This window comes from Paraburkholderia caledonica NBRC 102488 (assembly GCF_000685095.1).
GTDB lineage: Bacteria > Pseudomonadota > Gammaproteobacteria > Burkholderiales > Burkholderiaceae > Paraburkholderia > Paraburkholderia caledonica.
In genome coordinates this window covers 584,912-598,779 of the sequence record NZ_BAYE01000002.1, presented here as the reverse complement: position 1 = coordinate 598,779, position 13,868 = coordinate 584,912, and the positions used below count along the sequence as shown (strand labels likewise).

Annotated in this window: 10 protein-coding genes and 1 pseudogene; 5 read left to right on the top strand and 6 right to left on the bottom strand. The window is 59.2% G+C overall.

Going from position 1 to position 13,868, the window contains the following annotated elements:
• Positions 1-1,270 precede the first annotated feature (1,270 nt).
• Both BCA01S_RS37910 and BCA01S_RS06580 read left to right on the top strand, forming a co-directional pair.
• Entirely contained in the window at positions 1,271-2,017 is a 747-nt protein-coding gene (locus BCA01S_RS37910) for a hypothetical protein (protein WP_027776248.1), read from the top strand.
• 1,076 nt (positions 2,018-3,093) lie between these two features.
• On the top strand, positions 3,094-3,558 hold the full coding sequence (locus tag BCA01S_RS06580; protein ID WP_027776247.1) for a hypothetical protein: 465 nt from the start codon (positions 3,094-3,096) through the stop codon (positions 3,556-3,558).
• A gap of 182 nt (positions 3,559-3,740) precedes the next feature.
• Here the strand turns inward: BCA01S_RS06580 and BCA01S_RS06575 are convergent, their stop codons facing one another.
• Positions 3,741-4,919: a porin gene (locus BCA01S_RS06575; protein WP_027776246.1), complete on the bottom strand. Its 1,179-nt coding sequence runs from the start codon at positions 4,917-4,919 to the stop codon at positions 3,741-3,743.
• Between the two features lie 412 nt (positions 4,920-5,331).
• On the opposite strand from BCA01S_RS06575, the gene BCA01S_RS34630 reads away from it, so the two are divergent.
• Entirely contained in the window at positions 5,332-5,550 is a 219-nt protein-coding gene (locus BCA01S_RS34630; RefSeq protein ID WP_341807723.1) for a hypothetical protein, read from the top strand.
• Positions 5,551-5,750: 200 nt separating this feature from the next.
• Here the strand turns inward: BCA01S_RS34630 and BCA01S_RS36945 are convergent.
• The 3 genes and pseudogenes from BCA01S_RS36945 to BCA01S_RS06550 form a co-directional block, all read right to left on the bottom strand.
• Positions 5,751-6,082: pseudogene (locus BCA01S_RS36945) on the bottom strand (transposase); the annotation flags it as partial.
• 428 nt (positions 6,083-6,510) lie between these two features.
• Positions 6,511-6,816 carry a protealysin inhibitor emfourin gene (locus tag BCA01S_RS06555; protein ID WP_027776243.1) on the bottom strand — a complete coding sequence of 102 codons (306 nt, stop codon included), beginning with the start codon at positions 6,814-6,816 and terminating at the stop codon, positions 6,511-6,513.
• A 100-nt stretch (positions 6,817-6,916) separates the two neighbouring features.
• A complete protein-coding gene (locus BCA01S_RS06550) occupies positions 6,917-7,996 on the bottom strand; it encodes a M4 family metallopeptidase (RefSeq protein ID WP_027776242.1) in 1,080 nt (359 codons plus the stop codon).
• Between the two features lie 354 nt (positions 7,997-8,350).
• Between BCA01S_RS06550 and BCA01S_RS06540 the strand changes: the two genes are divergently transcribed.
• Entirely contained in the window at positions 8,351-9,187 is an 837-nt protein-coding gene (locus tag BCA01S_RS06540) for a substrate-binding domain-containing protein (RefSeq protein ID WP_244145966.1), read from the top strand.
• Positions 9,188-9,594: 407 nt separating this feature from the next.
• On the opposite strand, the gene BCA01S_RS06535 is transcribed toward BCA01S_RS06540, so the two are convergent.
• Positions 9,595-10,608, bottom strand: coding sequence for a Gfo/Idh/MocA family protein (locus tag BCA01S_RS06535; RefSeq protein WP_042318047.1), 1,014 nt, complete (start codon positions 10,606-10,608; stop codon positions 9,595-9,597).
• A gap of 170 nt (positions 10,609-10,778) precedes the next feature.
• On the bottom strand, positions 10,779-11,966 hold the full coding sequence (locus BCA01S_RS06530; RefSeq protein WP_027776239.1) for a porin: 1,188 nt from the start codon (positions 11,964-11,966) through the stop codon (positions 10,779-10,781).
• Positions 11,967-12,246: 280 nt separating this feature from the next.
• Here BCA01S_RS06530 and BCA01S_RS06525 point away from each other — a divergent pair, with 280 nt between their 5' ends.
• A complete protein-coding gene (locus tag BCA01S_RS06525; protein ID WP_027776238.1) occupies positions 12,247-13,848 on the top strand; it encodes an acyl CoA:acetate/3-ketoacid CoA transferase in 1,602 nt (533 codons plus the stop codon).
• Positions 13,849-13,868: the final 20 nt, after the last annotated feature.

Genomic DNA, 13,868 nt, shown 5'->3' with positions numbered 1-13,868 from the left:
GCCGTGACACACCCCCCCGTCCATTATTGTCGATCACGCCAGCGGCAGCAAAAATACTTTGCAGGATTGCTCCGGCGTATAGCAATTCATCGAGCGCAGGATCGTCGTGTGCCTCGGCGATAGACCGCGCTCCGCCACCGTCAAACGCTAGAATCAGTTCGCATCGCCGGGTTGATGTCGTGGCAACCGGGGTTGCCCATCAGGCTGCCGGATCGGACGGCACGATCTGGCCGGTAAGCGAGCCCGTCGAACCGATGACGGATCGCCAGGAGGCGATCCCGGGCGCGCCGTTTCAAGGCGGAAACGATCCGTGCGCACTTGCCAACGACCGTAGTCCCTCCCGAGCGGTCGTAGAGTTTCATCGCCATCGTATGACTGGGAACGGTCGCTCAGAGCCGGTCGTCGTCGGGCTCAGTTCTGCCATCTACGGCCATTCGCCCGCGCTTTCACACGGACATTCGAACGTCGGTTCCACTACAGACACCGGACGTTCGTGCGCGGATCATATCGGTCGCGTCGTGGCGCTGACGGGCACCGCGGGTCGCGGGCTCGCACAGGCAATGGCGGGCGAGGCCGCCCTTCGATCTGTTCGCGAAGCCAAGGCATGCGCGCTTTCCCGGCGGCCCGTCATTTCGGGTCCCGGCGCTCGATCTCGGCATGCTGGATCAGCAGATCCGGCGAACTGTTCTGAAACGAAGCGCGACGACCAGCACGTTCCGCTTTGCACCAGAAGCGACAACAGACCTCGCTTCCTGACCGTCCGGACCGGCCGTTGGGTCCGCCCGGGCGGGGTGATGCGTCACGCCACTGTCATCGTCTGCGATCCCTGATTTTCCTAAGTATGCCTGTCGACTGGATATGAGTATTCCCGCACGGAGTTTCCCCTTTCGAGCGAACACCATGTGATTTCTGGCGTGGTTTCGGGCGGGTGCGCCGCTGGACGCCTGCCCCCCGCACGACTGTTTCAGAGGGAAGCAGTTGCAAATGAGAAATGGATAGCCGTGTTGCGATTGGCGAAATGTGAAAGTTAGCGCCGCGGCCCTATTAAGCGCCATTTACGGACGGCTTGCGACCGCTAATCCATTAGTTAGCCAGACTGCGCCGTTCTGAAAGAGGCCGGGAAATGCTCAAAAGTCAGGACTACGAGCTAGCGCTGCGCAGGCACGAGGAAGTCGCCTTCTGGTGCTCCGCACGACATTGCGTATCGGCACGAGGCCCACCGGGAGGTGACTGGAGCGCTTCCATTTCTCTCTAGCTGCGAGGTGAAACCATGAGAATTAAATCGTTGTTAGGCATTGCAGTTGCTTCGGTGGCTTTTGCGCCATCGCTGCAATCCATTCCAGCATGGGCCGATGGTCCGAAGTCCGCTTATGACAACGGCGGGACGGATGCGTCGCTCGACCCCGGTGACGAACGTATGACCGCCGATGAGGAAAACCAGGCACGTCAGAAAGACCTGAGCAATGCCTACCATAGTGGATACGTTGCTCGGGCGAAGGAGGACGCCGAGACGTACGCTTCTTTGCGGGATCAGTTGAAGAGTCCGGCTAAGCAGGTCCAGTCGCACGATGTGCCGCCGCTCCCGTCCGCCATGCCAGACGACGAGGCCTTGCAGGCGCCCGTCCCCGTCCCCCCACCGCACGTCGCCCAGCGCGCATTGCCGGCCCAGCCCGGGTACCAGATGGGTACGCAGCAGCTGCAGTACGCGCCACCGCCGACGCGTTACCAGCAGGCGCCCGTCTATGCGCAAGCGCCGGTTTTTGAAAGCGGTCCGTCGAACTATTCGCAGCCGGTGTACGTGCAACAGGCCTATGCAGCGGCCCCTCCACCGGCTGTCCAGTACGTTCCGGTCTATTCCCAGGAGGAGGTGCAGGAATACCCGGTTCAGGCCGTGGTGCAGCCGGTCGTCGCCGTTGCCAGTCCCATTGCCTATCCGGTCTACCGGGCGGGATACTGGGCCGGTTCATTTCCCCGTCCGTACCGCCAAGGGCCCATGATCTATCAGGTCTCGCAATAGCGAAGGGCGCGGGCCAGGATCGGTTCCACGCCCGCCCCCGCCAGGCAGAGGATCTTCGGGTCGACCCGTAAACCCTGACTACTGCACGAGCCGGGCTCGCAGGCGCGGGAATATTCCGCTTCCGAAATGGTCCCTGCCGATTTCAGACGGTCAAGCTTTTCCATCTCGTCGGTTACGCCGAAACCAACGGCTGGTGCAGATCATCGCGAGTCTGCTTCTCCCGCTCCTGATTGCGCTCGGCTATGCCACGGCCCTGCGTAGGTTTATGCTGAATATATAAAAGACAGGAGTCGGCCGATGCTGTTTGCAAGGATATGGATCGCAACAGTGAGAGGCCACCGTGCCGGGAAGGGCGGTAAGGATTGCGGCCGACAAAGACGGGCAGATCCAGGTCGCCGTCAGCGTTGCTCGCCGGCGGCGCGCTGCGTGCAACCAACGCGATTGGACGTTTGCATCATCGCAGCACTATTGGCACGTCACAGTCACATTGGAGATGTCGCCATCGGGCACAGTGCCGGTGCCATTCGTCACTAGCAGGTCCGCGTTGGTGGGATCGGCTGCGCCGGGACCGTAACCGAATAACATCACCGTATCGCACCTTCGTGGGAAGGTTGAAACTGCCGTTAGCTGCGAGAGCGAGGGAATTCGTGTCGTTGTTTTGCAGCGTGATGGTCGTACCCGGTGCGAGGCCATTCAGTGTGCCACCCAACGTATGACTGTTTGGTGTACAGACGACGTTAACATTTGCGTCGGCCGGGCCGTAGCCGCTGCCATCCTGGTGGTGGATGGTGCATGACTGCCCGACTGGCTGGGTTAGAACCGTAACACTAATGTTGCGAAAACTGTCCACCGAAGCGAGAGCGAAGGAACACGCCGTGTGACAGGGCGATGAAGAGCGAACTCGCGTGCGTTTTTCAGCGTTGCCGTCGTGAACCGGCGTTCGCTCCGACGATCCAATTCGTTTGCGCAAGCTGCTCGCACCGTGCACGAAGCAGGATTCCGCGTGCCGATCCGATCTCCGACAGACCAACCCGCTTGCACCAGCCTGGTCCATACTTTCGATCGAGGCGGCGACGATGTTCCATCTTTCTCGCAGTGCAAGGTACTGGCGCAATGCTGTCGGCGTCGCGCTTCTGTCCAATGCGGCGCTCTTCGCGTCGGTCTTCGGCGCACAAGCGCTTGACGCAAAATTCGACTGCGCACAGCCGCCGCACGAGTTCATCACGGAGCTAGTCAATGCGCACGCGATCGCTCCCACTCCAATGCATGTAGAAGCAAATTCCGTGAACGCATTTCGCTCCATTTGCGGAAGCGATCTGAGTGCCTTCGGTTTTCCGGTCTACGCGGTGCTCGGCTATGAGCTCCACGATCAGATGTTCAGGAAAGGCGGTCGACAGGCAATTTCCGGTCCTGTATACGGCGCCGTACTATCGGGCCCGCGAGAGACGATCGAAACCCGCGTGCGCGAAGCAGGTAGCAAAGCGACCGTACGTACGGTGGTGCCATTCTTGTTGACCGCCGTGGTGTGCAGACCACCGTAATACCATCGGCCGGCGCGCGCGATCGCAACCGAACGCAACCAGTTCAGGACAACCGGGGCGCGCGAGTGCCGCCAGCCGGCCGGCTTGCTGTGACGCTGCCGGTTCGCCGTGCGTGCACTCGCGCGTGGCGCGCGTTCTGCTCCCTGACCCGTTTTCGCTGCAGACGGGATCGATGCTTCCGCTCAGAAACGGTGGCGCAGGCCGACGGTCGCTTGTACCTGGTTAGTCGTGGAAGATGGAGCACTCACACCGTTGATCCACGCCACGCCGAGTGGCGAGTTCGTGCTGGCGCTCACACTTTGCCAAGCTCCTTGAAGATAGATATCCGTGCGTCGTGACAGGCTGTAGTCCGCCAGCGCGCTCACCTGATTCCAGTGCGGGGCGCCGCTACCGCCGTTGCCGCCCGCGCGCGAGTACGTGTAAGCGGCCGCGAGTTCTATCGCGGGCGTCAACGCATAGCGGAAGTTCCCTTCATAGTTCTGGAAGTGGGTACTGAAGCCGGTCAGGAACAGTTGGGTCAAATTCGTCTGGGTGTACACGAAGCCGGCTACCGCCGGACCGAACGAGTAGTTGATGCCCGCTCCCCATGTTTGCTGGCGGCTAGCCAGTGCACCCAACGGAACAGGTGTCGGCGTCAACAGTCCGGACAGCGTGGAGCCGGTCGTATCGGTGACCGCACCACCGGTGTTGATCTGCGCCGGCGTTGCGGCGGAATTGTTCAGGTGCAGATATCCAGCGCCGAAGTTCAGTGGCCCCCAGATATACGAAAGACCGACACTGTACGCCCGATTATTTGCGAAGCCGTTAGCCTGATTCGAAAAACCGTACAAAGCGCCCAGTTTGAATCCGGCATATTCGGGACTCACATACTTGACCGAGTTGTTGATCTGGAACGAATCGTTGAGGTTGTCGACATCGAACGGATGGGCAAAGTGAATCCCGCCGTACTCGGTGCCGGTCAATGCGAGCGGCGCCACGAAGTCGACCATGCCATCGGTTTGACGTCCCAGCGTCAGTGTGCCGAAGTCGTGACTCGACAGTCCCACGTAAGCGAGACGATTAAAGATCCGATTGCTGGACGCCATCTGTCCGTTGTTCAAATTGAAGCCGCTTTCCAGATTGAAGATCGCCTTCAATCCTCCGCCGAGATCTTCCGCACCACGCAGCCCCCAGCGGCTGTACTGGATCCCGCCGCTGGTCATCTGCCAGTTGCTGTGGCCGCCCGATCCTGTCCCGCTGATCTGGCTATTCGTGTAGGTCAGGCCTGCGTCGATCAGACCATACAGTGTGACACTGCTCTGCGCGTGCGCGACGCCTGCCAAGGCGGTTAGCGCAGCGCCGGCTATCAGGGACTTTTTCATCAGAGACTCCGGATTGAACTGCTCACAGGGTTCATTGGAACACTTCACGCCTCGTATTAGCGACATGCTTACTGTGAATACTTCTACCGTCGCTTTTAGACGTTAATCCATTCGAGTACCGGCAGCTATGGCGTGAGGGGAGGTGTCGCTCGATGGCAACAACGCGATCGGCAATATGAGTCACGTTGCGCCAACTTCGCGGTAGTACACGCCATTGGCGCCGTATGAAGGCCTGAACCGGGAACCACCGCACGTGTAGTACATACTGCCCTGCACAGGGGCCTGCGCACAGCCCGGGGGCAGCGTTGCGTAGATCGCGCCTATCGGCAAGTTAGCACTGTGTGCCGATCGCACGGCGCCGGAAGTCGCGCTCGTCCACTTCGGCGCTCATGTGGACGTCATGGGGCTCAGGATGGACGAGATTTCTCCCCAACTGATCGACGATACGCTCGCGCTCTATTCGCGACTCGGCTTCAAGAAAGCGTTCACGGAGGCACTAGCCGAGGTCGCCAGGCAGAAGCCGCACAGCGCCAGCGGAACCGGTCTGGCCGACATTGGGCGCCGTCCGGTGCCGGGTCTGGAGATCCCGAACGTGTGCGACCTCCTCCTTGGGGCAAGCTTCGAAAGTTGAGCGTTTCGCGTGATGCACAACTCCACCATGGCTGCAGAAGCGGACGCGTTCTTCACCGACATGCATGCAATTCAACTCGGGCAACATCGATGCCTCGCAGGCAGGAACCGCGCCAAAATGAGCGGTCTCGGTTCCCATAGTGGATCAAGACCGTCCGTGTGATAGCGACGCCCGTATTTTTGGCCACCAATGGAAAGTGAGCTGTTGACCGCCTTGAACTTGCTACCGTCGATGGCTACGACCGCTTGTGTGAACAGCTTCAGGTCACGGCATATCATCACGAAGCGACGGCACACGTTGCGAATGCCTTCGCCATTGCTCCGCCTGTACTCGGCAATCGTCTTGAAGTCCGGCGCAAGCCGGCCGGTCAGCCACATCAATTCGACATTGCGCAGGCACTCCCACTCCAGGCGTCGGCTAGACTGCACGCGATTGAGATAGCCGTAGATATAGATCTTTGTTCTTCGACGAATGCGTCGACAATCCGCACAGGATTGTCTTCAGCGATAGAGTCATCGAGACATTCCGGCAGGAGTGTCGTCTGACTGCGTTCCGCACCTCCGACAAATCACCCCATCTGCGCCTCTCGGTCCAGCAGGTTGATTCAGTCTAGATGATCATCTGAGTTTTTACACAACCTCGGCCACCAACGGCCATTCGACCGCGCTCTCGGGCGGACATTCGAACATCGGCTCGGCCCCAGGTAACGAACGTTCCCCGACGAAGGTGTTACTCGCGTCATCAGCCTCAGCCGACATTTCGTCTGTCGAGTCTGATATGTCCGCACTCCGAAAGGGGCCAGTCGGTTCGCCAATTGGGGGGCGCCCTAAGGCCCAGTTGCAGAAAGATGTAAGCGCGTACGCGTACGCGTACGCGGGGGCAAGGCGCGCGACAAGCTTCCACCAAACGCTAAGACTGTGGCGTTGAGGCGACAGTGAACTCGGCTCACACGCCGCCTGTTCAACGATGCCCATGCTGTTTGATGAACATCATTAGCGCCGAAAACGCTGGTGGAACGGCAGCATCAGCGCACCGTAGTTCGAAGTTTCCGTCTCCCGATGCGATGGTGATGCGATACGTTCGCCCGTCCGGCACGGCTCTCACAGCCGCTCCGGGCGCGGTGCCCGGCAGAGCGCGTGCTGCGGAAACCAGTCGCGTAAACTCCTCGCGCTCGTCGGGCAACAGATCGCTTTCGTCGAGCGCGATAGGGCGGGCAAGTCCGGGAAAAAAACCGACACCCCCATCAATCGTCAGTTCAGCGCGCATTGGCAGCTCCTCCTGCTGGGGATCGGAAGCACAAGGAGACGTCAGAAGACACGTGCAGATGAGCCCGGCAAGCAGACGGACCATACGCCAGTCACTCAACTTACAATACACCAACCGTTTCCCAGGCATTGTCAACCGCGTTCGCTTCGGCGCTGCTCGAACCGTACAGGCGATTGGCGTTGGAGACGGCGAGTTTCGCAAACGTCTTGAAGTTGCTATTTGGCTTGATGTGCGAGTCGTTCAGGGTTTCGTACCAGATGCGCCCCGCCTTTTGCCACGCGTAGCCGCCAATGTTGAGCGCTGCCAGACAGAACGCCCGATTTGGTATGCCAGAATTGATGTGAACTCCCTGATTGTCTTGCATCGTGTGGACATAGTGAGTCATGTCTGCCGGCTGAGGGTCCTTGCCGAGCACGTGATCATCGTAGGCGGTTCCGGGCTCTTTCATGGAGCGCAGAGCGACGCCCTTAACGCCGCTAGCAAGCAGTCCTGCCCCGATGAGCCAATCCGCCTTATCCGCCGTCTGCTTCAGGGCGTATTGCTTGATGAGCGAACCGAATACGTCTGACACGGATTCATTGAGCGCACCCGGTTGCCCTGAGTAGGCGAGACCTGCTGTGTGCTCTGTGACACCGTGCGTGAGCTCGTGTCCGATCACGTCGATCGCGATGGTGAAGCGGTTGAACAACATGCCGTCGCCATCGCCGAACACCATCTGTTGCGAGTTCCAAAAGGCGTTGTCATACTCCTTGTCAAAATGCACCGTGCCGATCAGGGGCATGCCGGCATCGTCGATTGAATTGCGGTGGAAGATTTCCAGGTAAAACTCGAACGTCGCGCCAAGCCCCTCGTAGGCCTCGTCCACGCTCTCATCGTTAGACTTCGGACCGCCCTCTGATCGTACTAAATTGCCGGGCAGCGTCTGTGTATTGTTGGCCGTGTAAATGCTTCGCTGTGCGGAAGGGATAGGCGTCACAGCCGGCACTGAAGCACGGCGGCTCGGCCCGAGCATCGCCGCCTGGACGGACCGTATCTGCCGGAAGGTGTGGTCGGTCGCCAACGTGTCAATGGCGAGCGCGCGCTGCTGAGGCGTGCCATTTTTGGCGATTTCTTTCAGCATATGCGGAGGCAGAATGCAGTAGATCGAACGAACCCGGTCGTGCCGGTCGCGATTGCACATGATGTTCTTCCTTGTGAGAGTGAGCGTAGCAGCGGGATTGACGCGCGAGGAAGGGGCGGCAGCGTCGTGCGAGCAATAGAGGTGGTGTTCGAATTTGCGTTCTGCTAACGAACGGTCCAGCGTGACCGGTTGTTATCGTTCGGTTCTTGAAAAGAAGAATATGCACTCCTGATAGTAATCATACGTCATTCGTGCGGAATAATCGGCTAGGAATAGGTCTTATCGTGGCGCAGGACATGGAAAATGGCGCCCACGCTGTGGAACGATTCCTGGATGCCGAATTGGCGCGGCATCGGTGCTGCGCGCGATGCCGCGCTGCTAGCTAACATCCTGATTGGCGTCCAGACTTGATGCGTGTCTGGGCTGGGTCATCCGATCGACATGGAGCGGGCCGTGATTTGCCGCAAGCTGAGGGTTCATGTACTCGTATTCTGCGTCACGGGCGCATTGTTGGGCAGCGTCGCGGCCTCGGCAGATGAAGTTAAGGTGATGATTTCGGGCGCGTTTGCGTCAGCCTATCGCGCACTGGGCCCACAATTCGAGCAGGCGGCCGGCGAGACGCTGGTCACTGTCTGGGGGCCTGCGGTGGGCACGGCCGCGAATGCCATCCCTGTGCGACTCGCGCGCGGCGAATGGGCTGACGTGCTGATCGTGGTCGGCTATGCACTCGACGATCAGGTCAACGCTGGCAAGGTCGTCTCTGGCAGCAAGGTGGACTTCGCACGCTCGGCAATTGGCATCGCGGCTCGCGAGGGGGCGCCGAAGCCGGATATCAGCTCGGTTGACGCACTGCGGCGCACGCTGCTCGCCGCGAAGTCGATCGTCTATCCGGACGACGCGAATGGCGTCTATATCGGCAGCGAACTATTCCGGCGTCTCGGTATCGAGAAGCAGGTGGCGAACAAGAGCCGCATGATCCCATCCGAGCGGGTCGCCAATGTCGTCGCGAACGGCGAGGCGGAGATCGGATTTCAGCAGATCGTCGAACTGTTGCCGGTGGACGGGGTGACGGTGGTCGGCAATTTGCCCGCGGAGGTCCAAAGGTACACGGTGTTTTCCGGGGGCATCGCCACCAATGCCAAAAATCCAGCGGGCGCAGCGGCCCTGATCCGTTTTCTGTCAACGCCGGACGCGGCTCCCGCGATTGAGGGGACCGGGCTCGAACCGCTAACGTCGAAGACGTCGAACTGAGCGAAGCTGTGAGCCCAGCGCGCCGCTGGGCTAGTTGACGGCCGGATCTTCAGGGAACGGCCAGGGGCGGCCGTTCGACATGGGTGCGTGAATCGTCGACAATCCTACCAATCAGCCCAGTTCCTAATGCGACGTGGGTTTGAACGTTCCTGGACGATGATGGCTTACGCTGCTGAGTATGGCGAGAGCCTTGCGATTGCCCGCCCGATTGAGATGGCTCCCTACGAAGCGGGACTCGACACCCTTGTTATAACTAGCGGGGATTTCGGTCTTGCCTATCTTAACGGGCGACGGGCCGCTCGGTCTGTAAGCGAACTCTTTCGAAATTACGTCGTCTTGTTGACTATAGTCGGCTCGCGCTCGTTCTCAAAGACGAGCGGCGGGAAAGGTTTTCACAATCAGGGCAATCACTGGTGTGATTTAAATTTTAATAAAGCGTCAAGCTGAGTTTGAACAGTAAGCGAGCGTTCCAGCGGATAGGCCACTGGTGCGCCAGTCTCAACGGACTTTTCAAAATCAAGCAACATCCGCTCATACTGTTCTTGCGTTCTACCGTAGTGTTCAACGTGTAGCTGATCGTGTCCATCGATATGCTTTATCACGTTCGCGTCGTGGTAGTTATTTGTGGTGAATGGTGCTGTCATTTCGATCCAGCCTTTCTCTCCATGAAAGAGCATTGACTGCCTCCGGCCCATCAGCGTGCTACAGAACGACCGAAGCCTGAAGTCGCCGAAATCAATAACACAGTCGGAGGCGATATCGGTTCCTGACGTCGCACTGAAGCTCAGATCTCCTTGTGCTCCAACTGGATCCCGCCCGGTTGCGAATGCTGTCCCCACGATTGGGTACATGCCGACATCCCGGAGGCTTCCACCGCCAAGAGACAGGTTATTGCGAATCGATGCAGGGTCCGCACGAAAGTATGTGAAGGCGCCTCCAACTTGCCGAATATCACCGATCTCACCAGAGCAGATCGCCTGACGAACGCTCTCCCACTGCGGGTGATGGACGATCATGATTGCCTCCGCGCAGATCAAGCCGCTGCGATCACGTTCTTCTGTTAGCTGTCGTACCTCCGAGGCATGCATGCAGATCGGTTTTTCGCAAAGAACATGTTTTCCAGCCTGGAGCGCTGCAATGGTCCACGGGAAATGCAACGCGTTCGGAACCGGAATGTACACTGCGTCGACCTCAGGATTCGAAAGGACGTCTTCATACTTCGCAGTCACGTGATTCACCGCATGCTTACGAGCAAGAAGCGTGGCTTTTTCAATGTCTCTGCTAGCGACAATGGTGATGCGACTGCCAATCCGCCGAATCGAGGGCATGATCACTGAGTCCGCAATCGTGGCTGCGCCGAGTATGCCCCACCGAAGACCAACTCTTTGATTGCGTTGTCCAGCATGGTCGATTGTTTGCATCATCATTCAATGGAGATAGACATTCTGGAATCAATGTACGACAGCAACTCAGGAGCACCCTGAAGTCGCTGCGCCGCTGCATCGTTTGCTCTGATGTGAGCCGAATCATCGTCGCGGTTTTCCGAGGCGGTGGCTAGCGACGGCGCGACGGTGTACGCATCCGACGATGATCAGAATCGATGCCGCATCGCAAGCCTGACCACGACCTGGCGCGGCGTCGATGAGTCGCCCAGGTTGCCGATGTCCGCGACCGCAGCGCCCCCGGTCGACGATACGCCGGACGCCTTCTGAACAGACGCTTCCGCGTAGAAGTCGGTCCGTCTGGACACGAAATAATCCGTAAGCGCCGCCAACTGATTGAAGTGCTGGTTGCCGACGGTGCCGCCCGTATCGTTGTCGACCGCGTTGCCCTTTGTGTACGTGTAGCCAAGCCCAGCGGAGAAAGCTGGAGTGAACTGATATTTGATGCCCGCTTCAGCAGTGTTGAACTTCGCGCTGTTGCCCCGGAGTGCCGTAATGTTCCCGTACTCGACATTCGAGTAGCCGATATTCATGATCGCGTTGCCGATCCTGTATGTCGCGCCTGCGGCGATGACCTGATACGACGTCGCGCTCACATAGCCGCTGTTCAACACACCGCTCAACTGAGTCGCGCCATTCGGATTTCCGGTGAAGAAGCCGGTACTGCCTGTCGCGCCGGTCGGATTCTTGAAGTACTCGTAGGCTGCGCCGAGCGCGAGCGGGCCGTTCGTGTACGCGACACCCGCGTTGTATCCGCTGCCGGCAGTGATGTTGCCCGCCTGTCCCCCAAGGCTCAATTCTCCACCGAAGGTCAGGCCGCGATAGTTGGCGCTGGCATACCGGATCGTATTGTTCAAACGCAGGGAGTTGTTCGTGTTGTCGAGGTCGCCCGGGTGAGCGAAGGCGGCGCTGCCGAGGTAGCCAAGCGTCGTCACGGGCTGCACGTACCAGAAGATTGAGTCGTATTGACGGCCGAGCGTTATCGCGCCGAGCGTCGCACTAGAAATTCCAACGAAGGCTTGCCGGCCGAACTCCGCACCGCCTTGTCCGAGCGCGCCATTGTTCAGGTTCACACCCGACTCCAGCGCGAAGATAGCGGCCAGTCCCGCACCCAGGTCTTCCGATCCTCTCAGGCCCCAGCGGCTGCCGTTGATGCCATTCGTCGAGTCGAGCGTCCATTGCCGCCCACCGACGTTGTGGCCATTCACCACGTTCTTGTTGTTGTTGACGAACTGCAGTCCTTCGTCGATCACCCCATACAGCGTCACCGAGCTTTGCGCATGTGCGTAAGAGGCGCACAGCAACGTCAACGCAGCGGTCATCGCGTGCTTTTTCATGTCTCTCCAACTCCTGATTGTGGTTGTCGCGAGGTGAGGTGTCCGGCTGGAAACGCAGGTGTGGTTCAGCGTCGTCCAAAAACTGGAAAACTATTCCAGAAAAAATTTCCAAGAATTATAGGGTGGTCTACGGACCGGAAGGCAAGCGGATTTTTGCCAGGGTTTGTCCGGACAACGTTGCGCCGGTCTAAACGCGCCGAAACGTTGACGAATCCCATTCCCTGTCGTAACCTGAAAACATTTTCTGGAAAACATTTCCAACATTAGAGCGGAGACGAGCATGCAGCTGGGTACGGCGGATCAGGCCGCACGATTGATTGGCGATGGCGACACGGTATTGATCACGGGCTCCGGCTCCGGCATGGCGGTGCCCGAGGCACTGCTCGCAGCAATCGAGCGACGCTTCAAGGAAGAGGGGGGACCGCGCAAGATCACGGCGATTCACCCGGTGGGTCTCGGTAATCGCGGCGATGAGCTGGGTGCGAGTCACTTCGCGCATGAGGGGCTGCTCAAGCGCGTGGTTTGCGGGACTATCGTTGACGCACCGCCGATCGCGAAACTGGCCATGGCCAATCGCATCGAGGCGTACACGTTGCCGCAGGGCGTGCTATCGCAACTGATCCGCGAAATCGCGGGTGGGCGGCCGGGTCTGACAACCCATGTCGGGTTGAATACATTCGTCGATCCGCGTCATCAGGGCGGCAAACAAAGTTCGATTGCAACTGAAGATCTGGTCGAGCTGCTCGAACGCGACGGGCGCGAGTGGCTGTTCTACAAGTCGTTCAGACCTGATGTGGCGTTGCTGCGCGGCACGACTGCCGACGAGGACGGCAACATTTCGCACGAACACGAGGCAATCTTTGGCGAAATGCTGTCGATGGCGCAAGCGGTGCGGCGCTGCGGCGGCGTGGTAATCGTGCAGGTCAAGCGGCTTGCGAAGCGGGGCATGCTGCCCGCGAAAAGCGTAAAGATTCCCGGCAATCTGGTGGATTTCGTCGTCGTCGAGCCGAACCAGATGCAGACATACCAGACTTTTTACGACCCCTCCTTCGCTGGCGAACTGAAGACGCCGCTCGCCACGTTCCCTGACCTACCGCTCGACGAACGCGGCGTAATCGCGCGGCGCGCCGCGCTGGAATTGCGGCGCGGCGCCGTCTGCAATATCGGCTCGGGCGTGTGTACGGGGATCGGTCTGGTCGCCGCGCGCGAAGACGTTCTGGATCTCGTCACCCTGACCAACGAACAGGGCCTGACGGGTGGCGCGCCTGCTAACGGACTCGACGCGGGCGCGGCACGCAACTATGCGGCAATGGTCGATCAACCGTATCAATTCGACTTCTATGACGGCGGTGGCATCGACATCGCATTCCTGTCCTGCGTCGAAATCGACCATACCGGTAACGTCAATATCACGCGTTTCGCCGATCGCCTGGTCGGCGTCGGCGGCTTCATCAACATTAGCCAGAACGCCAAAAAGATGGTGTTCGGCGGCTCGTTTACCGCGGGCGGTCTGCAGGTTGCGGTCGAGAACGGCGAATTGAGGATCGTCGCCGAAGGGCGCCATTCGAAGTTCGTCGAGTCACTCGCGCAGATTTCGTTCAGTTCAAAAAACGCGCGCGAAGGTGGGCAGACCGTGCTCTACGTCACCGAACGGGCCGTCTTTTCGCTCTCGAGCGATGGCTTGACGTTGATTGAAATCGCACCGGGTATCGACCTGCAAAAAGATGTGCTCGACCGCATTCCGTTCGAGATCGACGTGTCGCCCGATTTGAAAACGATGCCCGCCGAAGTCTTTTCCGATCGCTCGCTCGGTTTGCAGGCGCGGCTCGAAAGCGAGCCGTTGCCGATGCACCCGAAAGTCAAAGCGTTGCTGAACCACTAATAGACAAATCAAGGAGACAA